We start from the raw sequence: 21533 nt of genomic DNA on the forward strand, positions 1-21533 counted from the left end.
GCTCCTCAAAAAATGAGGAGTCCTAAGCCCACTATCATTGTTCTGCATGCAATTTTTTAGGCTGATATGCATAACCCCCAGCTAAATCCTGATATAAGGCAACTAACGACATTGCAAGCTCTAATTTGGCTTGATTGGTTGAAAGTGCTAAGTTATCCAAATATATCTTACTTTGTAATAAATCTTTATAAGAAATTAATCCTGTTTGTAACAATCCTTGTTGTAATTTATATTTACGACGATAATCTTCTTCCGCATGTAAATAAGCTGTAAACTGTTCATTCATCCGTTTATTTGCCGAATAATCAGTATCTACTTCTTTTAAAATTCGTTTTACGGTTTTATTAAATTCAGCAACTTTTGCGTGATAAGCGCCTTTGCTTGCAGCTACATTGCCTAGAATACTTGGTGTTATTGTCCAATTTACATAAGCATCTGCTGCTTGTGCAAAAGAACTTTGAGGCAGACTTACTTCACCAATGAAGTCATCTAATTGTAAGGCTGGAAAAAAATTACTGTAGGCAACTGAGATTTTTATACGTGATGCTTTTAACGCATATTCTGCTATTTTCATGTCCGGTCGATTATTTAATACTGTGGCGGGTAAGCTGCCCGGTTTAAAACGGGTAAAATCTAATGCTGCAAAATTATTTTTATTCTTTATTCTCCCCGGCGTTTCATTAATTAAAAAACGAAGCGCATTCTCGCTAAATACAATATTATGTAAAATGGGTTTCATCTGTGCTGCAATCAATTGTTCATCGGACTGGAGCTGGGCTAAATTAATTTCATCAACTAAACCAATCTTGATATCTTGTTGACTCAATGCAATCAAAGATTTTAAATCTTCGTCAAGTTGTTGCAGTAATCTTAATTGCTCTAATTGAGCGATTAAAGTGAAGTAAGCGGATGCAATTTGACCAATTAAGGCCAAGCGTACTCCATCAACAGCAGCTTGATACACTTGTACATTATAAGTAGCCTGTTTTTGCTGGGTGTACAGTTGCATGATATTTAAAACATAGTAGGGCCATGCTCCATAAAATGCGCCTGGAACACCTAAGGCAGGGTTAGTGGAGTAACCGGCAAATAATTTTAAGGTTGGGATCCAGCTTAGCTTGACTTGTTGTAATTCTCCTTGAGCTTGTTGTACGTTTCCTATGGCAATATGAATATCCATATTATTTTTTAAGCCAGTTTCAATTAATTGAGTCAATTCTAAATCATGAAATTGCTGCCACCAAGCAGTATATGGCAAGTTGTTTACTGGCGTATATACTTTTGTACTGGAAGGAAATTTTTTGGGTGGTGCAGGGATTTTTTGCTCAACATTTTTATGGCAGCTTGACACTATTTCAACCAATAATATGAAGATGAAAATCCTTTTTAGCATGAATTATCATTATTTGTGCGGTATTTTGGGTATTGTAATTTATTATTGGTGATGAAAACCATATTTATTGAAATTTTGTGCATCCTGAGTTCATTTTTATAGAGACATTTAATCAAGATGATCCAGGGGTAGTGACGTTGTTTCGCAAATAGTTCTTAATATAAAACTTGATTGGACACTTGATACACCATTGATGCGGGTTAGTTTATCTAATAAGAATGCTTGGTATGCATTCAGATCGGGTACCATCACTTTTAATAAATAATCTGCGGATTGCCCAGTAATCATATGACATTGAATCACCTCAGGAAGAAAGCGAATCGCATCTTCGAAGTGGCTCATTACTGTAGGTTGGTGGTTGTCTAATCCAACCAAAACAATCACTGATAATTTTAATCCTATTTTTTCGGGATCCAGAAGAGCTACTTTTTTTTTAATATAGCCATGGTCTTCAAGGAGCTTAACTCTACGAAGACAGGGAGAAGGAGACAAGGCAACCAGGTCTGCCAATTCCTGATTGTTAATTTGGCAATTTGATTGAAGAATATCGAGTATTTTTTTGTCAGTACGATCCATGGTCAGTAAAAAATAATATAAATAAGTAACATTATAGAATATTATTTCAACAAAAAGTATTTATTTGAAATAAAAATTCATACATCAAGAATTTTAAACATAATTTTGCAATTTAATTTCAAGAGATTTGAATTAAAATATGCTTGTGATGGTAATTTATGCATCATGAACATAAAATATTATGAGGATATTATGTCTACTTCACGAGTTGTTGCCTGGTTTGTTTGGGTTATTGCATCGATTTTTTACGCGTATCAATATGTTTTAAGGGTGATGCCCAATATTATGATGGATGATATTACATCTCAATTCCACATTGATGCGACGGTATTTGGGCAATTTTCTGGCATCTATTATTTAGGCTACTCTTTAATGCATTTACCTATAGGCATCATGCTTGATCGATTTGGACCCAAAAGAGTGATGACTGTATGTATTTTGCTTCCTGTTATTGGTTTGTTGCCGCTTATTTTTGCGGATAATTGGATCTATCCTCTTATAGGTAGAGCCTTGATTGGCATAGGGTCTTCTGCTGCAATTTTGGGTACATTTAAAATAATAAGAATGTCATTTAAAGAACAATATTTTTCACGCATGCTGAGCTTTTCAGTCATGATTGGGCTTATTGGAGCTGTTTATGGAGGTGGACCTGTAAGTTATCTCACTCATACCTTGGGTTATAAAGTGGTTGTTGAAATTTTCATTGTTCTAGGATTAATACTTGCATGCATTACGTATTTTATTGTTCCAGAAGAAAAACCAGCTTACCATGCTTCAGTCTTTGCTAACGTGAAAACAGTCTTTTCTAATAAAAAAGTCATGCTGCTTTGTTTTTTTTCGGGCTTAATGCTTGGACCTTTAGAAGGTTTTTCGGATGTATGGGGTTCTGGTTTTTTAAAGCATGTATATGGTTTAGATCCTTCGGTAGCCAATTATTTGCCTTCAATGATTTTCATAGGCATGTGCTTTGGTTCTCCTATATTAAGCTTGATTGCAGAAAAAACGGGATATTATCTAGGGACAATCATTACCGCAGGAATAACAATGTGCTTGGTTTTTGTGGCTCTTGTTGCTGGTATGTTAACCGTATCAAGTATAACAGTATGTTTTATAATAGTAGGGATGTGTTGTGCTTATCAGATTTTGGCTATTTATAAAGTATCTACTTATGTTCCAGATAATCTTGCTGGTTTAACTACTGCTATTGCTAATATGATTATCATGATTTTTGGCTATGGCTTTCATACAGTCATTGGTCTTGTTATTAATGCCCATGGGGGAATTCGTGATGCAAATGCTTTTATTTACGGAGTTGGCGTTATTCCAATAACATTAGCTCTAGGCTTTACAGGTGTGATTTTCTTGGCTTATAAGGAAAAATTTGGAACAAGAGCATTAAAGATAAACGAGTGTCTAAGTGACGTTTAAATTGATTTTAATACTAAAGTGAATACGCTTTATAAGCGCGCCACCCTTCGCGAAAGCGGAGGGTCTAATAACCAACTAAGCAGTAATATATTGGTTTGGAAAAATTAAGTCTGTAAAATTTATACCCTGATCTGGGATATTTTATTGAGATTATAATCCTACTCTTGATTATCATAGCATTTTTATTAAAACAAGGTTATCTATACCAATTATTTTCATAAAAAACTTAGTACCTAATGAAGTGGTAGTTTGTCGTGGGCAAACTCCTCAATACCAGGACAGCGCAAAGAATAGATTGGTTATAACTTAACGTTCGATTAGCGATATAAAAGGCATGTATATGCCTTTTTATGTCGAACTCACGTTAATTTCATAGGATTTTTTAGTTTTGAAGATGACAAAACTCATCGTAATAAGTTATTATTAAAATTGTTATGGACATGTACTCGTTGTTTACTTAAATATGGGCCGTTAGCTCAGCTGGTAGAGCAGGAGACTCTTAATCTCTTGGTCATAGGTTCGATCCCTATACGGCCTATCAATAAAATCAATAAATTATGTTGGTAACCTCGAATAATCATATGGGACACTCTTGGGACATATTAAAATACCATATGCCAATGCTTTACAATGATAATCGCTACTATAATTTCTCTATCCAACAAGATACTGACACCTGCTATAATTTGAAAAATAAAATGAAAAGGAATTTCTAAGATGAGCAATAGTGTTCAACAAATGATTGATGTTTATGCTACAGAGAAGGATGCTGATATTACATGTTATTTTGGGAAAATTTCAAGGGATCAAACAGATTATATTATAGATACGTGTCGTGATAGGAAATTAAGAAAGAACATAAGCTTGTTATTGACTACTGCTGGCGGAGATCCCGATGCTGCATATATAATTTCACGTTGTTTTCAACAAGCCTATAAAACACGTAAAACAGGGGCTTGAAAATGAAGATAAGGATAAAGGAACATTCTCTATCGTAATTGATGGTATATGTAAAAGTGCGGGTACCCTCTTATGCTTCTGTCTCTTGATCCTATCTCATCAAGAGACAGTTGCTTGCGCAGAGGGTGACGGACTTCTCAATACCGTCGCCTTCCGCAAAAGCGGAAGGTCTAAAAGTAACCAATCTTTGCTCTAAACTTCACCTTGCAGTCATACGCTTACGAGACCCCCTGCTTACGCAGAGGGTGACGATGCTCTCAATACCGTCTCCTTCTGCAAAAGAAATATGATCATGTTTTATTTGCGATAGACAAGATGTGTAGAAGATTCAGCTTATGCTTAGGGGCTGATGAACTAGTAATGTCGGGTAACAGCGAGCTAAGTCCTCTTGATGTTCAACTTTTAAAAGAAGATGAAATTAATGAAGTTTATGAAAACTTAAACAAAAAAAGTATTGCTAATGCAAGTTTATATGATCATAAATGACAGGGGATAGCATTTCGTGTAAAAATTGCTTCGCGTACATAGTATTCTTCTCAATATTTTATTTCGCAAAAATAGATTTGATCATGAATAGCTGTGTACGCCAACTTTTATTTTAAAATATCTTTACTCTTTCCGACTTCACTAAATTATGAGGGGATACCTTAGACTGATGGCACACTCAGAGCAATAAATTACAGAATATACCAATGAAAAAAATAATTAACCATATGATTTAATTATCTTTATTTATTGTAATTTATTACTGTTTATTAATTCCATATAACTCTTAATCTCTTGGTCATAGGTTCGATCCCTATACAGCCTATCAATGAAATTAATAAGGGCGCATTAGTGTATTGATCAACCTACACCAAAAACTGTTAATTGATAGTCCTGGGTGGGAATGACGTATTCACACTCAATGGAAATCGAAAACTCATTTGCCCCAACTATCTCAGATCAAGATAGTTGCGCAACTTAGCCTGCCGTAAACAAACTATTATTAATCTGAAAATGAAGACTTACTAATGTATGTATCCTTTTCAAGAACCTCTTGTATATCTAACTTATTAGAGCGATTTTTAAATAAACTATATTGATTTAATAAAGAAGCCGTTCTGTTGTAAATATAATAACCACTAAGTACTATTCCTACTCCTGACATGCCTCTGGCTGTGTCAATTAATGATGTTTTTGCTGCGGTTTTCAGTACATTACCACTACTTTTTATAAAAAATGACATCATATATAGCCTTCCTGTTTAATAATTAACAAATCCTATTAAATATCAATCATTGATTCTAAATGAAATTTGAAAGAATGCAATCTATAGCCGCCCTATTCAATTAAAAATATTAATAGTTAACGTCGGTTCGATATAAAAAATAAAGTGATTTTTTATATCGAACTGCTTTTATTTAGAACGAACGCTATTTAGATGGAGTTAAAAGGAAAAGATGGGATGTATTATTCATAAAGAGTTCAAACAACATCCTTGTTTTATTTGATTACATTTTTCTTGATGGACCTTTTTCTGTAGGTGCAGTGTCAATTTCTTCTACTTTAGGCCAAATTTTCTTTAATGGTTCAGGCCCCATTAATTCATCCAAACCGAAAATAATTCCAAAGGTTAAAGCAGACATAGGGCTGCGTACGGCGACTTCTTTTAGAAAATTAAACTTCACAAAATGGCCTAAGGCTTCTTTAATACCAACCGATTTGACATGAGATTTCACCTGGCTAAACATTGTGAAAGGTGATACAGTCAATAAGCGACCATTTTCAATTGTTGATGCCAGAACTTTTCGGTCAGCATAAGAGTTAGGAATGGTTGTGAATATTGTTGCGATTACACCCGCAGTAGAGCCACCTGCTAACTTATTATAAAAATCATTATTGAATTTATAAAATGAACTAATATAATCGCCCACAAAGCCTAAGGCAGCAAAATTAACAAATCCTGCAAAAGAACGTGATCCCCAATTAACGCTAGTTAATTTCCAATAATTTGCAAAAGACCATTTGAAATTTGTGTTAGTAATAATACCCGCATATTCTAATTTTGATTTTCCACCTAAAGCATTGCTTATAAGTAGATCAGCCTGAGAAAAAAGAAATGTTCCTAAAAAGCGCTGACGACCAGGTATTTCCATTTCCTCTTCTTCAATTACTTCTTTATTTGCTTGCTTTGCTGTTACCGATACAGCACCTCTTTTTTGGCCAGCAATTGCGTAAGGTATAAAACCACGATACATACTGCGGTAAAATCCTGCACTAACTCCACTAAGTGAATTCATCTGAAGTTGGGTGAGCAGCGCTTGAAATGGTTGTGTAAGAGCAGAGACAGAAAAAGAGATTGCTGCTGTCTTAACTCCTAAATTAGCTAAAAAATAAGGTGTGGGAGAAAACCCTGGATTACCTGAATTATTTTCTGTCTTTTCTTGCATTATAAATACCTCTATTCAAACTTTTGTGGAATAGTAAATAAAATTTATTAAGGTAATATTAAGAAAAAGAAAAAAAAGTAAACAATTTTTATAAAAGTCGTCTTTTTTTTGCTTTTTAAGTAACTTATTAGGACTTTTTGCTTCTTTATCCTGAATAATAAGAGTGGTGATTTGAGTGTTTATCAGGGATTTCTTCCATAGATAATCTGCATTTTTCGGTATATTCTGCTCTATTTTTCATGATCCTTTCTTGCCGTGCTTTATGTTGTCTTTGGATCATAGTATTAAAGCGTTTTTGTTTCGCATCTTCTAAAAATTTAAGTAGGGACCGTTCCTTAACAGTAAGCCTAACATCGGAATCCATAGAGGCTATTTGGGGATATAAAGTGGTACGAACTTGGGCTGCTTTATACCATGTACCATCAAAAAGAGAGTATTTTATTTTATCATTCATTGGAGCAAATAGGGTACCTGCATAATAATCAATAGAAGAAGTAAATAATGTCAAATTTTGATTGAATCGTTCGGCAATCGATTTTTGATTTCCTTGATTGTTACAGAAATAAAGCTTAATGCTCACTATTTTATGATGTATACATACAAAATCGGAATTGAATCGTTCAGCAATTTCTTTAATATCAAGCTTAGTTGTGGTGCTGGTAATATTAGCCTTACTCGCTAAATGAAAGGGCTCAAGAGAGCTGTCCATTCCATGTGCGAGTACATAGATGGTAATTGTATCTCCGCTATTTTCAATCACCTTATAATCAATTGGTTGACCATGTTGGATGATAAGTAGGTTTTCATTGCTAAGCCTTTTTTTCCAATTAATCGCAGAAAGGACCAAATCGTTTTCTTCATGGAAAGGTATGTATAAAATTTTCATGCGATTTTCTCTTTAGGCTTTAAAAACAGCGTATATTGTATATTTAGTTTTTATATTTTTCAAATAGACCTAATAATGATCATTAAGTTTTATCATCGGTTATTTAAGAAATGGCAATTTTAGCATTTCAATAATAAATTGTTCACAACGATGTAATTGCTCAAGAGCGACAAATTCATTTGCTCGATGGGCTTGTTCGATACTACCTGGACCACAAACAATAGTAGGAATTTGGGCTTGCTGAAATAATCCTGCCTCTGTTGCATAGGCTACTTTTGATTGTTGTTGATTGTTGCAAATAGATTGTGCTGCATGAACAATTGCTTCGGTAGGTCGGGTCTCTAGACCTGGTGCATTAGCGATGTTTTCTAAAATTATTTGGGCATTTGGTTGCTCTTGATGCATGATTGGAAGCAATTCCTTTTCTATGTAATTCACTATTTTTTTATGAATTTCATCTGAATTATCTAAGGTTAAGTTTCTAATTTCAAAAATAAATTCACATAAGCTTGGGATAATATTATAAGCATTTCCACCTTGGATAAGATTGGTTGAGACTGTAGTATAAGGTACGTCATATAATTCATCTTTGTGTCCTTTGAATTTAAACTCGTTCGCCAGATTACGAAGAAAACGGATCAAAGATGCGGCATGTTCTATGGCATTACATCCCTCAGAAGTAAGTGATGAATGAGCAGCTACCCCATGAATTTTACAGCGATATGAGTGTATCCCTTTATGGCCAATGACAGGTTGCATGGATGTTGGTTCACCGACGATGCAGGCTTTGGGTTTATAATGTAGCATTTTAATTTTATCAATAAGGTGAGGTGCTCCACGACAACCAATTTCCTCATCGTACGAAAAAGCAAGATGTATAGGAAATTCGAGTTTCAATGCTTTTAATTGTGGAATAAGGCTCATAACTACAGCAATAAAGCCTTTCATATCACAGGCGCCTCTGCCATAAATACGTTCCTCTTTAAGCGTGGCTTGGAATGGATCGCTATCCCAGTCTTGTCCATCTACAGGAACAACATCAGTATGTCCTGATAAGATAATTCCGCCGTCAAAACGATCATTATGAGCAGGAATAGTTGCTAGTAAATTGGCTTTAGGCTCTTCATTATCATGAATTATAATCGACTTTATCTGATAATCATCCAAAGCATTAGCCAGAAACTCTATAAGTGCTAGATTAGAGTTGCGTGAAGTAGTATCAAAAGCGATAAGTTTTGTTAGCCAATCTTGTACGTTCATATGTTCCTCATATTCTAAATGAAGTATTTTAACCTAGAAAAAGCAGTTGATTCCTACTTTCCTACTGTGTGAGCTAAAAAGCATGAACTAGTTGGATCTCTTAACTGGCTCTTAATGAACACAACTGCTTTTTCTAGGTCTAGCCTAAAAATAATTGTTCTATACTTGTCAATAGTTACCAAATTATTTCAAGGAGTGAAGTTATTATGAAAAAAACACTTTTATTCGCGATGTCGTTTTTTATGACACTTAGTATAGCCTCCTATGCAGCTAAGATTGTTATTACAGGTAATCCAGTTATTTTAGAAAAACAAGGAAATTTTTATTACTTGCCTAATCATTACACAATAACAACCTCTTATTACTATGTTATAGTGGATGGGGCAAGACAGGTTTGTTATATCGATAAGCAACCGGCATTATCTGCACTAAATACTAAAACTATTGATGTAAATTACAAAGGTTCTTCTATGACCTGGATTTGTTATCCTTTTGATAACAACTATTTTGAAACTCTAGGATACTAATACAAAACGGGTCATTAAATTACTTGTTGCACTTAAAACGTGGTTGAATTTCCAATTATGGATGATGGTGTGGAGTTTATGCTAAATTTATTTGTTTTTAGGTGAAAAAAATTCATTAACTACTGATTGCAGTGCTTTTAAATGGATTGGCTTATTGAGTATTTTATTCATGCCCAAGCGTAAGTACTCTTTTTCTATTTCGGTTGATTTATTTGTAGTTAGCCCAATAATCGGTATGGGTTTTTTATGCAATTGATTTTCCAGTTCACGAATACTTAGAACAAGCTTGTTTCCTGAAAAACTTGATAAACCTATGTCGGTAATGATTAGGTCGAAATCATTGGTTTCTATTAATTCTAGAGCATGTTCTCCATCGATGGCGGAATAAAACTTATAACCGGCTTGCTCCACTATATTTTCAATCATATGCAAAGAAAGAATATTATCTTCAACTAATAGAATAAGGGGTGAAAAAGGAGCTTTATTTTTCTTTAAATCAGATTCAATAACAGTATTGGATATTGATTGATCATTATAGCCAATCTTCATCGTAAGCGTAAAATAAAAGGTTGAACCTTTTCCGACTTCACTTTCCAAATTTATTTCCCCTCCTAACAGGCTTAAGTATTTTTGCGCAATATGTAAACCCACTCCATAACCGCTATGAGTACTTTTATAAGAAGGAATAGCCCGAAAAAAACGATCGAAAATTTTGGTTTGTAATTCGGAAGGGATACCAATACCTGTATCAATGATACTAAACCGAAGCTGTGCATAATTATTTTCGAGTGAGAGTACTTCTACTTTTATGGTAACAACGCCATTATCGGTAAATTTAATGGCATTGCCTACAAGATTTAAGAGTACTCTATGTATTTTTGTAGCATCAGTGATTACGGTGTTGGGTGCATTTTCATCAATTTCAATGTTCAATTGAATTTTTTTCATTTGCAGAGTAGGTTGCACCAGATGGGCTATATCTTGAATATTTTTACGTAACTCAAATAATTCTTCATGAACATCATCTTCTCTTAGATTATCTGTGGCTACAATTTCCATCACGCCATTGAGTAACTCCAATAATTGTTCACCGCTTTCATGAATCCAACGTGCATATTGTTTTTTCTCTGGATTTTGTTCTTTTTCCTCCAAGAGTTTTGACATGCCAACAATCCCGCTTAAGGGGGTGTGAATATCATGGCTCATATTGGCGATAAATTCAGTTTTAGCTTGATTGGCAACTTCTGCATTTTCTTTGGCGCGACGTAGAGCGACTTCCATTTTTTTACGTTCAGTTATGTCTAGGGATATGCCTAAAACACCAATGACTTCATTCTTTTGATTGCGTAAAGGAACCTTTTGTGAGTAATAAATGCCCATTCCATTAACCATTACCGCATATTCTTCTGCAGTATGGGGTATGCCTGTTTCCATCACTAGCGTGTTAACTTTATTGAGCTCTTCAGCTTGATCTTTCCAAGGCATATCATAATTTGTTTTTCCCACAATATCTTTTCTTGATTTTAATTGTGCATTTTGAGCTTGCAAATCATTACAACCTAAAAAAACGTTATTTTTATCTAACCAATAGACATGTCCTGGCATTAAGGCAATGATGTTTTCGTAATAATCATGAACTGCTTGTAACTCGTTCTTAAACTTTGATCGCTCTTCCTCTAGACTTGAAATCAGTTGATGAATTTCATTATTTTTTTCATCAATAATTTTTTGTAATTCATTTATTTTTTTTGAATCCATTTTTCACCGTACTAGATATTAGGAAAATGCATTTTAGAGTGCATTATAGATAAATAGTATTTCAATTAAGCCTCGTAGCAATATATTAATGGGCTCTCTACGTTATGAGTATAGTAAAGAGAAGCTAAAAATTCTTGGGCTCTAAGTTTAGATATTGGTTATTATAAACTAATTATGAAAAAATGGTTATATTTTTTGCAAATTGATTTAAACTATGCAATAATCTTGATGAAAATTATAAATCTGCCTAAGGAATTGAATCTAATTAATGTAGATTAAATAAATAATAAATAATAAATAATAAATATAATACAGATAATGAATTATGAGCGTAGCTTATTAAAAAAGCTGAGGATTATATAATGCCAAAAGTTAGAGGCCCCAAAGACGGTGAAATTATAACCGCGAGTTTTGATGGAAAAGAGAAAAGCCTTTTTCCCTCATTAAAAACTACAAAGGATTTAGTTTTGCTGAGCATTCGAGGAAATGAATATTGCACAGGCGAATATTTAGGCGCTATTGTGAAACAAGCTGTTGCAACACATCAAACTCCTATTGACTATTCTGGCGCGAAAGGAAAAGCAACGTTCTTAATCGCTGATGAAATTTATTGGCATAATATCAAGCAGTTGACCTCTACTAAATCAGATGAGGAAGAGCTGAAACAAGAAGCCATTACGATTGGTGATGATTATTTTCTAACTAATCTAGGTGCTTTTTTAGCTCCTTTAGATATGAGCATCGAGCAATTTCGTGATAATTATCCTGAAAAATCAGTTGATGAAATAATTGCCATTATTAATGATTTAGCTGATAAACAAGGAAAAAATTTCGAAATAGTTCGTTGGCAAACATGGATTCAAAATACGAGCCAAGAAAAAATTAGTGAAATAATAAAGCTTTATGATTCAGTAGAGGGTCTTAAAGAATCTATTAATAGGACACAAGAGGATTTTGTTAAGCGTCATAGCAAAGACGGTAATGAAGAGTTATGGAGGCATCGCTCCCATGATTATCTTATTGAAGAAAGTCCCGCAGTGATGTGGTTAGCAGCTTCATTAGGTTACAATTTTGTGGTTTATCCCGGTGAAATTTTAGAGCCTTTTGAAGCAACAAAAGAATATCTTGTTGTTCCAAAGCATGTTGCTCGGATTTCACAGGGAAAAAATATTATTGAGGAGTGTGATCATAGTGAGTATTGCATTCATGTCGACGATCCTTCCCGCTTAGTGAATTGGTTAGAAGTTAATTTTAAAAGAAGTCATCCGCCTAAACAGCCTACAATTTCCGTAGAAAAACATACTCCTCTTATAGAGACCTTAACTCCTGTAGAGAGAAAAATAAGTTTTTTCTCTGCTCCACCAAAAACTAAAGGCAGTGTACTTAAAGAAAATGATGAGGATACTGGGATGGTGGTCTCTAATCAAAATGCACTTATGATTGCCTCAGCGCTTAATGGTGTGAGTAAAGGGCTTATTGATACATACTCGAATGGAAAAAAACCAGGAAAAAGCGCCTCTGTTTTATCTGAAGTATTTGCAGGAATTACCAGAGAAGTATTAGCAACTGATATTTCTGAGTCACAGAAGGTTAATTTTTTGGTAAATCTTATTAACGGTGTGATACAATCGAGCAATAAGTGTTCTTATACTTCTCCTGGAATTGAAAGTAGATTGTTAGAGTATATGAATAAATCAACAACTTGTAGATAAGGGCTGTTGACAATCCTACTATCCTCGCTATTGGAATAGTAGAACGCTTGTTGAACAAGAAAAATTATTTGAGGCATATCAAGCGTCGGCTAAGAAAGTATCCTGTTCCAGTTTAGGCAGTATTTATCTGAAACGAGTCAACCTATAAGACATGAGCTTAGTCATATTTCTACCGCCCAATACTGGGATCTTTTAACAAGTGAACAGCGGCAGGAATTAATAACTGATTTTTCAGAACAACAAAAAGCAGCAACTACATTGACCTTACATTAAGACCAGGGCGTAAGCATTCATGCAATGGTGCCAACTTCAGCAGGAAAGGATGAGGTTTCGGATCAACTCTAAGTTTTCGAAAGAATGTCACCTTCTGCTTTCGTGGAGGTGGCGATACGTCAAGAGGCGAAGATTCGTCCTTAAATTGACGCCATTGCCTGAACGAATACGAGAGAGCATAAACTTAGAAAAAACATAGAAATTGCTGCGCATTTTACGGGATTCGTTTAGCGACATAAAAAGCATAGAAATGCCTTTTATGTCGAACTCACGTTAATTGATTATCTAGGCTATTTTGCATGTTATAATAAATTCTGAATTGCAATAGCTGCAGCACCTACAGCAATAGCTTGTAGCGTATATCTGCTGGGTAGATTCTTTTTAAAAAATCCATAATAATCATTGTTGGAGGACGTTTCTAAATAAGAGGAATCATCTCCCTCTTTAATCTCAGATTTAGACTCAACACTTTTTTCTAATTCTTTATGAGAAAGCAATGTAAGTGTCGGCGTATGTTTTTTTTGTTGTATTTCGTTCTTTAGGGTAATTTCACTTTTAATTTTGACTTGCTCACATTCTAATTTTCGCAGCTGCTTTTGTAATTTTGCGCAATATACTTTGGGAGATCTGTTTTTAAGTTCCTGATTTAAATCATTTTTTGTGTGAATGAGATGTGCATGTGCTGCTTTTAAATTGTTGATCTCAGGTACTTCAATAAATAATGAGAGGAACCAATAAAAGGCCTTAGTGATAAACCATTTATTTTTCCATTCATTAGTTAATTGAAGATAGTCTCGTTTTGCTTGTTTAAAAACAGATAATTTTTGATCAATTAAGTCCGCTTTAATTTTTAACTGATTCAATTTTTGGTTTAAAAATTCAAGTGATTTTTTGAGAGTGGTTATCTCATCGAGTGGAGGCAAATGGACTTTTGTTTCATTTTGGGGCTGTTCAACCGGGCAATTAAACGTTTTTACGAGTCTTGAAGTATACTCGCTTATGGATTCTTCCTCTTTTTTTAAAAATAAGAGTTCATCAACATTTAAATTTTGTTTTTGGTAATATTGACGAATTTCTTGAAGTAAGGCTTGTGCTTGAATCGCCGTGGTGATTTTTTTTTGATTCATGGCATCAATGACTTTTTGTCGAAACCAATTGATAGACCCTTGATAACTTACATTCTGATAATTGAGCAAATGTTGATAATAGATAATGGCAAAAATAAAGCTTTGGGCATTGGTTATTTTTGGTAAATAAAATGTATATTCGTGGTTATTAGTAGTATAGAAAATTTCATTTTGAAAGAGTTTTGCTTTTTCATGTAATTGATCCGATACCTGTTGGATTTCCAATAGCCCGAGTTTTTCTATGGTTAATCCAATTGCAATCAAATTTTGGGCAGTGGAAATTTGTCTTGTGCAGTCTATATCGTGAGTCGACATTTGAAGGTTATCAATACACTCTTTAAATTGTTGCCAATAGGTTGTCATTGAAATCATGATAAATGACTCTCCAGAATGATGAATATCTTTCTAATGTAAACTGCTCATTTGAAAAAAGCTATCATTGAGGAAAAATTATTTTTTGAAGCAAATTAAAGCAACATAGGGTGTGTTGACAATTCATGCTTACCGTAGGTGCCGCGTAGTCGGGGAGAAGAATTGTCAACATGCCTTAATTTTGAGTGTATTTTACCTATCCCTTTTATGTCGAGCTACGTTAAATTAATTGATCGCGTGCTTGCAAAAGTTCCTGCAGTGATTTGGGTAGTATTTTACGTAGTGCGGCAGTCATTCTCTGTTCATTTTTCTGCCAAAGTATGCCTAGATAAATAATACCTAATCCAATTACAGTAAGAATTATAGGGAAGAGGTAGCTGTCTTTAAATATATCATAAGCCAGATGTCCTAAATAAAAACAAACTCCAATTCCACCAAAAACAGTAAATACTTTTCTACTTAAAATTATTCCGATTAAAATGAGTAAGAGATTAATACATAAGTAGATAAATTTAGACAGTTCAGAGTCTGAATGTTGTGCGCTTAAGCCGCCCCAAAATGTAAGTACACCAAAGATATACAACCAAAAAGCAAAATCTTCAGACTGTCTCGATCGAAGATCGACCCAAAACCCAATAAATATAATAATTAATCCAAAATACATAGAAACTTTAGCACTAAGTTCAAAAGAACTCTCTCCGCCTGTAAGCATGGCAGTAAGATCCATGGACATATACCATAATGTAATTGCTATGGGCATAACCATGAATGAATAGCGATAAATCCACGCCATAATAATGCCAACAGCAAGAGTACCTAGCTCCATAAAGATCCAATGCCATTTTATATAATAATTATATTCACGAAAAACAGTATCATCTGGAGGCCACCACCCCATTCCTTTTTGAAGTCCGTAAATCGCCAATGGGCTAAGAAATATTACAAATGTGGCGCAGATTTCAGCTGGAACGATAAACCCTTTTTTGTTAAAAATATCTGATAAGGATAATCCTAATATGGCGTAACAGATGCAGAGGAATAATATTCCCCAACCTCCAAAAAGTTCCCAACCTAAAGTCATAAATAAGCTCATTGCACTAATTGCTATCAATCCTCCTAAATAATAAAGAACATTAGTTAACCCAAATCCTTTATTTTGACCGGGTTGTTTTCTAATAAATTCAATAAGTTCTTCTGATTGCTTTTGGGTAATGATTTTTGCTTCTACGGCTTTATTGATGATTTCTCGAGTAAGATTCATTACTGCATCCTTGAGCATGTCTTTTATCAATTATAGCGTAGAAATTTAATTTAAAATGACCACTATGTGCTGTGCGAGTTGCTCCATGAAACAAGAGGACGAAACTTAGTGCAGCATATTGGGAGTAAATCGTTTTCCATTCACAATAATTTGTTGGTTTTCTAATTTAAACTGAAGTACGTAATCCTTATCTTCAATTTTTAAGAAACCTTTTTCTAATAATTTTTGTAATATTTTTTCAGATTGATTCTTCGCCTCCTCATCTAAATCTAAATTAGTTGGAATTGGTGTCGGAGTTACAAGGGATTGCGGTAGTGTTGCCGGATTTTGAGATGTCTGTTCTTTGTTTTGGCGACTTAGATTACTTTTAATTGAGGCAATCATCAGTTTTTTGACTGCTGCAATAGGTGCTTTAAAATAGCCTTGGCCTTGAGCTTGTTGCATCGCTTTCGATAAGTCATTTATCTCTGTTTGTGGCAGTGATATTTTAAAATTACCTACAACTTTCCCTTCAGGTAAATTGATAATCATTTCAGAAAGTTCTAATACAGGTCCTTTGCGAAGTAGTTTCGGTAATTCAGTAGCGAAGCCCAATGCCACAAGATTAGAATCATTGTTTTGCAACATACTGAATGTTTGTTTATTGAGCTTGGCCATAGCTTCTGGATCTAAGTTTTTTAAACTTAATGTCATAAGAATCGGACCATAGTTTTGATTGTTGGCGAATAATTTTTGTAATGAAAGTGTGTAATCAAAGTTTAATGTCCCATTGGTGACATCAGAATCCAATATAAAATCAAATTTCTCTAAATTAAATATGCTTTGATTGGTTGAATTTATGAAAATAGAAGAAATAGTAACATGGGATTGACCAGCCCATAACCATTCTTGAATACGTTTTGAGTTAAATGTATGGGTTATTCTGCCTATTTTGAAATGAGTGTCATTGGCAGAGCCATCAATGCCATAGAGTTTTAAATAGCTATCTAGATTATCTACAGTTGAAGAAAAACGGACTAAAGCGCTTAATCCCATCCAATTGAATTGAAATTCGTTATTATTGGATGTTTCTTTACCATGTATCTTAAAAGAGGGGAGATCGTATTTTATAATGATTTGGTTTAAATAATTGATGAATACTCCATAATGAGTTTCAGGTTGAGTTGTAATTGCGCCAACTCCAAAACGTACTCCATTATTTGTAAAGAGAATAGGGCCATGTTTGATTGTGATAGGTAGCGTCATTTCAAAATCAAGAGGAGGCTCCGTTTTGGGAACATTATTTTTATCTGTAATTGTTTGCTCAGGTATATGCATTCTGAATACCCATAGGGCTTTAGATGAAAACCAGCCACGTTGATATTTATCAATTTGAACGCTCATTATAGAAGATTGGGGAATTGTATTGATGACGTTATTCAGGGTATTTTTCACCATAAAACCCATGACGTAATAAATAATAAAAATAAGCACTACTAGAGATAAGAAAAGTCCAATCCATTTTTTCATTATGATTCAAACTGTATTCCGTTGCTTTTGTAATTTAGTAATAGTCTAAAAACCTTATTTTGTAAAATGAGTAAGAGGTGATTCGCAGCAGAGAATATAACTTTTGTAGCATGCTAAAGCGCTCTATCAACTTGGTCAAATCTACGTGTATCGATACAAGTTGATGCTAAATTAGCTTGATCGCTTTTATCTAAAAAACCATTAGAGTGCGGGCAATCTACCCAACAATTATGGAGTAAAATTAGTTGTCATTTTTTGCTTATTTGAATTTACACAACTTTAGAGTAGTATGATTAATGCCTTAGCTGCAGATAGAGTTATATTGGTCATCAAAAACAATTGATAAGCTATTTTTGCTGGATTGGACGGAGGGCATTAATGAAAAAGATCCTCTATCATTGGGGTTGTTCTGAAATAGTTTAGCTAGTGATTTATTAGCCCAGTACCATGGGTTCGTAGCATTAGCGCGACAATCTAGGATAGTACCATTAGTGCAGGAGTGGTTTTGGGAAATGGAGCCAAAAACGAAAATTTTTTACCCAGAACTAGATCGACACAGAAATCTATTTTTTTAAAATCGTACATATTTTCATAAGGACATGGGTATGAAAAAGATATCAATAAATAAAATAATCACTGGAGTATTGTTACTCTCTATGGTAACAATAGCGCAAGCAGCAGCTCCTTTATGGACATTTACACCTGATGATAATTTTCCACCCGTAGTGAATGTAAGTAGCACGGGAAGCGCAACAATTAAGTATATTGTTCAAAATCATTCTTCTAAACCACATAGTTTAGTTATCGAACCCATTCAGGGAATAAGCCAAACCGCTCCTTGTGATGTTAAAGGGAAGGGGACTTGTGATTTGGTATTAACTGTTACAGGCAGTGCCTTGCCAACAAATGGTGTTTCTGGTGGTCCTTCTCTTTGTCAGAAGAGCCCTAATGGGGCACCAAATCCAAATCAATGTTACCAACCTACTAGCCCCGGAAAACATTTACAAGTGACTAAAGTCAGTGGGCCAATAGCAAGTATCACTGTTAATCCAAACTTATTAAACCTCACTGTGAATGGTGCTTTTGGACAGGTTACAGTACAAAATACGTCTGCTACAACTGCAGTTGAAGGTTTGACTGCTTTGATACCACCAGGCAGTCAGGTAACTGTAGATCCTAGTCATACTACATGTACCAATACACTGCCCGAGAATCAATCGTGTATCTTTGCATTTCTTCCAGGTAATACAGTAGAGCACATTACCATAGAAATAACGGGAAGCAATGTCACAGCAGCAGTCCCAGTAACCGTTAATGTGTCATCCGCCAGCCAAGCTACGATTACGGTTAATCCAAATCAATTAAACCTCACTGTGAATGGTACTTCTGGCCAGGTTTCAGTACAAAATACATCTGCTACAACTGCGGTTGAAGGTTTGACTGCTTTGATCCCCGCAGGCAGTCAGATAACTGTAGCTTCTAGTACCACATGTACCAATACATTACCGGCAAACCAAAGTTGTATTTTTGGATTTTTGCCAGGTAACGTAGCAGAGGATATCTTTGTAACTATTTCGGGAAGTAATACTGCATCTGGTGTTCCTGTACGTATTATCGTTACAAACAATACAATGAGTTCTCTTGCATTCGTAGGTGCATCAACAGCTCCTTATGTAAACCGTTGTACTATTACTAATGGAAGTTTTAATACTGCATGCCAACCAACAGGAGACTATAATTTTACCCAATCGATTATTCAAATAGTTATTAATTCTACAGGTAATAAAGCTTATTTGGTTCAGTTTGATAGCCAGGGCCAGCCACTTCCTGTTATTGTATGTAATATAACCTCACAAGGTGATTTGACTGGATGCACCTCAGCCACTCCAACAACTTGGCCATACTCTTTGTTGAGTTTGGCTCTTAACAATAATGGAAAGGCCTATTTTACAACCAATATTACACCGCCTGCTAATTCATCAAGTCTTTATTCTTGCGATGTAGATAGTGCGTCTGGATTCTTTATTAATTGTAATCCTATCATTGCTTTTGATCCGGGTACTGTTGCCCCTGGAATAACGCTCAACACGAGTAATCAAAAGGCTTATGTGAGCTATAATAGTTTCATCGCTGGCACCTTAATAGATGGGATTTTTGAGTGTGATTTTGTAACTAATAGTTGTATCCCAAGACCAATGACTTTGAATTTTAGCAATTGGTTCTTCGGTAATCTAGTTCTTGATCCTTCTAATACTTATCTTTATGTTGTGGGCAATCAAGATGGTGATCAGAGTAAAGGAAATATTTTCCAATGTAATCCTAGTACATCCCCGATGAACTGTAGCCTTTCTTTTCCTATTAATGGGAATGGAATAGTTTTCGGAAGTAATATTGCTTTCGGTGAAAAGATCGTTGCAGGTCATAATCAACCTCAATTGTATGTAACTACTCCAAATACGGTAACTAGTTGTGATCTGAATAATAATGGGGATCTTAACAACTGTACCCAGGGTAGTGCTACAATTAACGGAGCATCAGGTCTTGCTGTAAATCCAAATACCTAATCAGTTTATTGTGAGTATCGTTTATTTTTATAGAATTTATGATACTCACATATAAGTAAGCTATACTTTCGAGTCTTTGGTGTTGTTGTATGGATAAAGTTGTAGGTTGGACCTTGGCCCCCACCTATGATTATTAGGAGTATCCACGCAACAATGCCAGTCTTTTAGTGAGTTTGAAAAGAAGCCTTAATGTTGTTCAAAATAGTCGGGTGGTACACCGTAAATGGAACAAGCCAAAGCTTTACTGGATTTGTTTTCCCAGTCAGGATTTTTAAGAATATCCATTGCATTCTCATAGCCTATTTTCATACGATAATTAATTGCTGAGCGCACGAAATTATAATCTTTGAACGAATGGGCAAAAGGAGTGCCGCGATAAATAATATGCACCACACTGAAATGTTTGCTATGGCCTAACTCCAGTATTTTCTGAACTTCAGGATCTTTTTTGGCTTCAGGACTTAATTTTTCCCCTAAAAACTGTATAGCTGCCTGCAAGTTTTGACGGCTGGTATATACATTGGTGAGTCGTCGTGAGTGGCTGGCATAACGAATGTCTTTTTGCCGCTCCTCAAGTTCATCCATGGTTTGCGGTAATCGTCCGCGTAGACTGAAACAGTCTACTACAAAACATAACGTATCCAGTTCTGGCAAGGCATCCAGCACGGTCACAAGAGGTGTATTCGCATAGATACCGCCATCCCAGTAATAATCATTACCAATTTTGATTGCTGGAAAACCTGGAGGAAGCGCTCCGCTTGCCATGACATGCTCTGGAGTGATGATCATTTTTTGATTATTAAAAAACTCCATTTCACCAGATGCTAAATTGACTGCTCCAAGACACAGAGTTATTTTTTTATCATTAATACGATCAAAATCAATTAAATTTTCTAATGTCTGTTTGAGAATGGAAGTATCATAATAGCTGAGTTTATCAGGGGTATCATAAGTTATGGAGGTTGGTGGAAAAAGTCGGGGTTTAAAAAAACCCTTCAGGCCATGGAAGACTGTATGCATAGCCCCTAATTGATTGTGTAGATGATGTAAAAAGTTTGGAATTTCTCCACTATAAAGCATATCGGTCCATATTTTGGGCACAATAGTGTCCCAAAACAATTCTAATTTTTCAATTTGCTTGTTTCTTGGATTACCGGCAATAATTGCACTGTTAATGGATCCGATTGAGACTCCTGCCAGAAAATCAGGATGGTATCCTTTTTTGTGGATGGCACGAAATGCACCTACTTGATAGGCTCCTAATGCACCGCCTCCCTGAAATACACAAGCAATTCGTTCGTAAGTCTGTTTGGTATTTTTTAAAGCGGCTGTAGGCTTGTTGATACGGCATAAAGGGCTTTTATGATGTTTTGATGATAATTCTTTAGTTTTTTTGCCCATGCTTATTATCCCTACGGTCCTTATTAGTAACAATTATAATCGATAATTACTGAATTTTGCCAAAAAAAATAACTTTCTTATCTTACTTATTACT

At 34.9% G+C, this 21533-nt stretch carries 17 protein-coding genes and 1 tRNA gene; 7 read left to right on the plus strand and 11 right to left on the minus strand.

The window, feature by feature from the left end:
- Positions 1 to 34: 34 nt before the first annotated feature.
- Together Lgra_RS11855 and Lgra_RS11860 are read right to left on the minus strand one after the other, a co-directional pair.
- Entirely contained in the window at positions 35 to 1393 is a 1359-nt protein-coding gene (locus tag Lgra_RS11855; protein ID WP_058499483.1) for a TolC family protein, read from the minus strand.
- Between the two features lie 108 nt (positions 1394 to 1501).
- Positions 1502 to 1969, minus strand: coding sequence for an Lrp/AsnC family transcriptional regulator (locus Lgra_RS11860; RefSeq protein ID WP_058499484.1), 468 nt, complete (start codon positions 1967 to 1969; stop codon positions 1502 to 1504).
- Positions 1970 to 2161: 192 nt separating this feature from the next.
- Between Lgra_RS11860 and Lgra_RS11865 the strand changes: the two genes are divergently transcribed.
- From Lgra_RS11865 to Lgra_RS18485, 4 genes are all read left to right on the plus strand, one after another.
- Entirely contained in the window at positions 2162 to 3397 is a 1236-nt protein-coding gene (locus Lgra_RS11865) for an MFS transporter (RefSeq protein ID WP_058499485.1), read from the plus strand.
- A 465-nt stretch (positions 3398 to 3862) separates the two neighbouring features.
- Positions 3863 to 3935: transfer RNA gene (locus Lgra_RS11870), tRNA-Lys, on the plus strand.
- Positions 3936 to 4114: 179 nt separating this feature from the next.
- Positions 4115 to 4357, plus strand: coding sequence for a hypothetical protein (locus Lgra_RS11875; RefSeq protein WP_058499486.1), 243 nt, complete (start codon positions 4115 to 4117; stop codon positions 4355 to 4357).
- 360 nt (positions 4358 to 4717) lie between these two features.
- The gene (locus Lgra_RS18485; protein ID WP_274519570.1) at positions 4718 to 4843 is read left to right on the plus strand and encodes a hypothetical protein; all 126 of its coding nucleotides are present in this window, start codon (positions 4718 to 4720) and stop codon (positions 4841 to 4843) included.
- Between the two features lie 502 nt (positions 4844 to 5345).
- On the opposite strand, the gene Lgra_RS11880 is transcribed toward Lgra_RS18485, so the two are convergent.
- The 4 genes from Lgra_RS11880 to argE form a co-directional block, all read right to left on the minus strand.
- Positions 5346 to 5588 carry a hypothetical protein gene (locus Lgra_RS11880; protein ID WP_058499487.1) on the minus strand — a complete coding sequence of 81 codons (243 nt, stop codon included), beginning with the start codon at positions 5586 to 5588 and terminating at the stop codon, positions 5346 to 5348.
- A 262-nt stretch (positions 5589 to 5850) separates the two neighbouring features.
- Complete coding sequence (locus tag Lgra_RS11885; RefSeq protein WP_058499488.1) at positions 5851 to 6789, minus strand: hypothetical protein; 939 nt, start codon at positions 6787 to 6789, stop codon at positions 5851 to 5853.
- Between the two features lie 145 nt (positions 6790 to 6934).
- Positions 6935 to 7675: a BAR domain-containing protein gene (locus Lgra_RS11890; protein WP_058499489.1), complete on the minus strand. Its 741-nt coding sequence runs from the start codon at positions 7673 to 7675 to the stop codon at positions 6935 to 6937.
- Positions 7676 to 7774: 99 nt separating this feature from the next.
- A complete protein-coding gene (gene argE, locus Lgra_RS11895; RefSeq protein ID WP_058499490.1) occupies positions 7775 to 8935 on the minus strand; it encodes an acetylornithine deacetylase in 1161 nt (386 codons plus the stop codon).
- Between the two features lie 206 nt (positions 8936 to 9141).
- Between argE and Lgra_RS11900 the strand changes: the two genes are divergently transcribed.
- Complete coding sequence (locus Lgra_RS11900; protein ID WP_058499491.1) at positions 9142 to 9462, plus strand: hypothetical protein; 321 nt, start codon at positions 9142 to 9144, stop codon at positions 9460 to 9462.
- Between the two features lie 87 nt (positions 9463 to 9549).
- Here the strand turns inward: Lgra_RS11900 and Lgra_RS11905 are convergent, their stop codons facing one another.
- The gene (locus Lgra_RS11905; protein WP_058499492.1) at positions 9550 to 11220 is read right to left on the minus strand and encodes an ATP-binding protein; all 1671 of its coding nucleotides are present in this window, start codon (positions 11218 to 11220) and stop codon (positions 9550 to 9552) included.
- Between the two features lie 362 nt (positions 11221 to 11582).
- On the opposite strand from Lgra_RS11905, the gene Lgra_RS11910 reads away from it, so the two are divergent.
- Positions 11583 to 12932, plus strand: coding sequence for a hypothetical protein (locus tag Lgra_RS11910; RefSeq protein WP_058499493.1), 1350 nt, complete (start codon positions 11583 to 11585; stop codon positions 12930 to 12932).
- A 575-nt stretch (positions 12933 to 13507) separates the two neighbouring features.
- On the opposite strand, the gene Lgra_RS11915 is transcribed toward Lgra_RS11910, so the two are convergent.
- The 3 genes from Lgra_RS11915 to Lgra_RS11925 all read right to left on the minus strand — a co-directional run bounded on the left by Lgra_RS11915 (position 13508) and on the right by Lgra_RS11925 (position 17474).
- Complete coding sequence (locus Lgra_RS11915; protein WP_058499494.1) at positions 13508 to 14704, minus strand: hypothetical protein; 1197 nt, start codon at positions 14702 to 14704, stop codon at positions 13508 to 13510.
- Between the two features lie 220 nt (positions 14705 to 14924).
- Positions 14925 to 15965: a hypothetical protein gene (locus Lgra_RS11920; protein WP_058499495.1), complete on the minus strand. Its 1041-nt coding sequence runs from the start codon at positions 15963 to 15965 to the stop codon at positions 14925 to 14927.
- 105 nt (positions 15966 to 16070) lie between these two features.
- Positions 16071 to 17474, minus strand: coding sequence for a YdgA family protein (locus tag Lgra_RS11925; protein ID WP_058499496.1), 1404 nt, complete (start codon positions 17472 to 17474; stop codon positions 16071 to 16073).
- A 605-nt stretch (positions 17475 to 18079) separates the two neighbouring features.
- Between Lgra_RS11925 and Lgra_RS11930 the strand changes: the two genes are divergently transcribed.
- Positions 18080 to 20038 (plus strand): hypothetical protein, encoded by a 1959-nt coding sequence (locus tag Lgra_RS11930; protein ID WP_058499497.1) that lies wholly within the window; start codon positions 18080 to 18082, stop codon positions 20036 to 20038.
- A 186-nt stretch (positions 20039 to 20224) separates the two neighbouring features.
- On the opposite strand, the gene Lgra_RS11935 is transcribed toward Lgra_RS11930, so the two are convergent.
- The gene (locus tag Lgra_RS11935) at positions 20225 to 21439 is read right to left on the minus strand and encodes a patatin-like phospholipase family protein (protein WP_058499498.1); all 1215 of its coding nucleotides are present in this window, start codon (positions 21437 to 21439) and stop codon (positions 20225 to 20227) included.
- Between the last annotated feature and the right edge of the window lie 94 nt (positions 21440 to 21533).

This window comes from Legionella gratiana (assembly GCF_001467695.1).
In the GTDB taxonomy this organism is placed as follows: Bacteria; Pseudomonadota; Gammaproteobacteria; order Legionellales; family Legionellaceae; genus Legionella; species Legionella gratiana.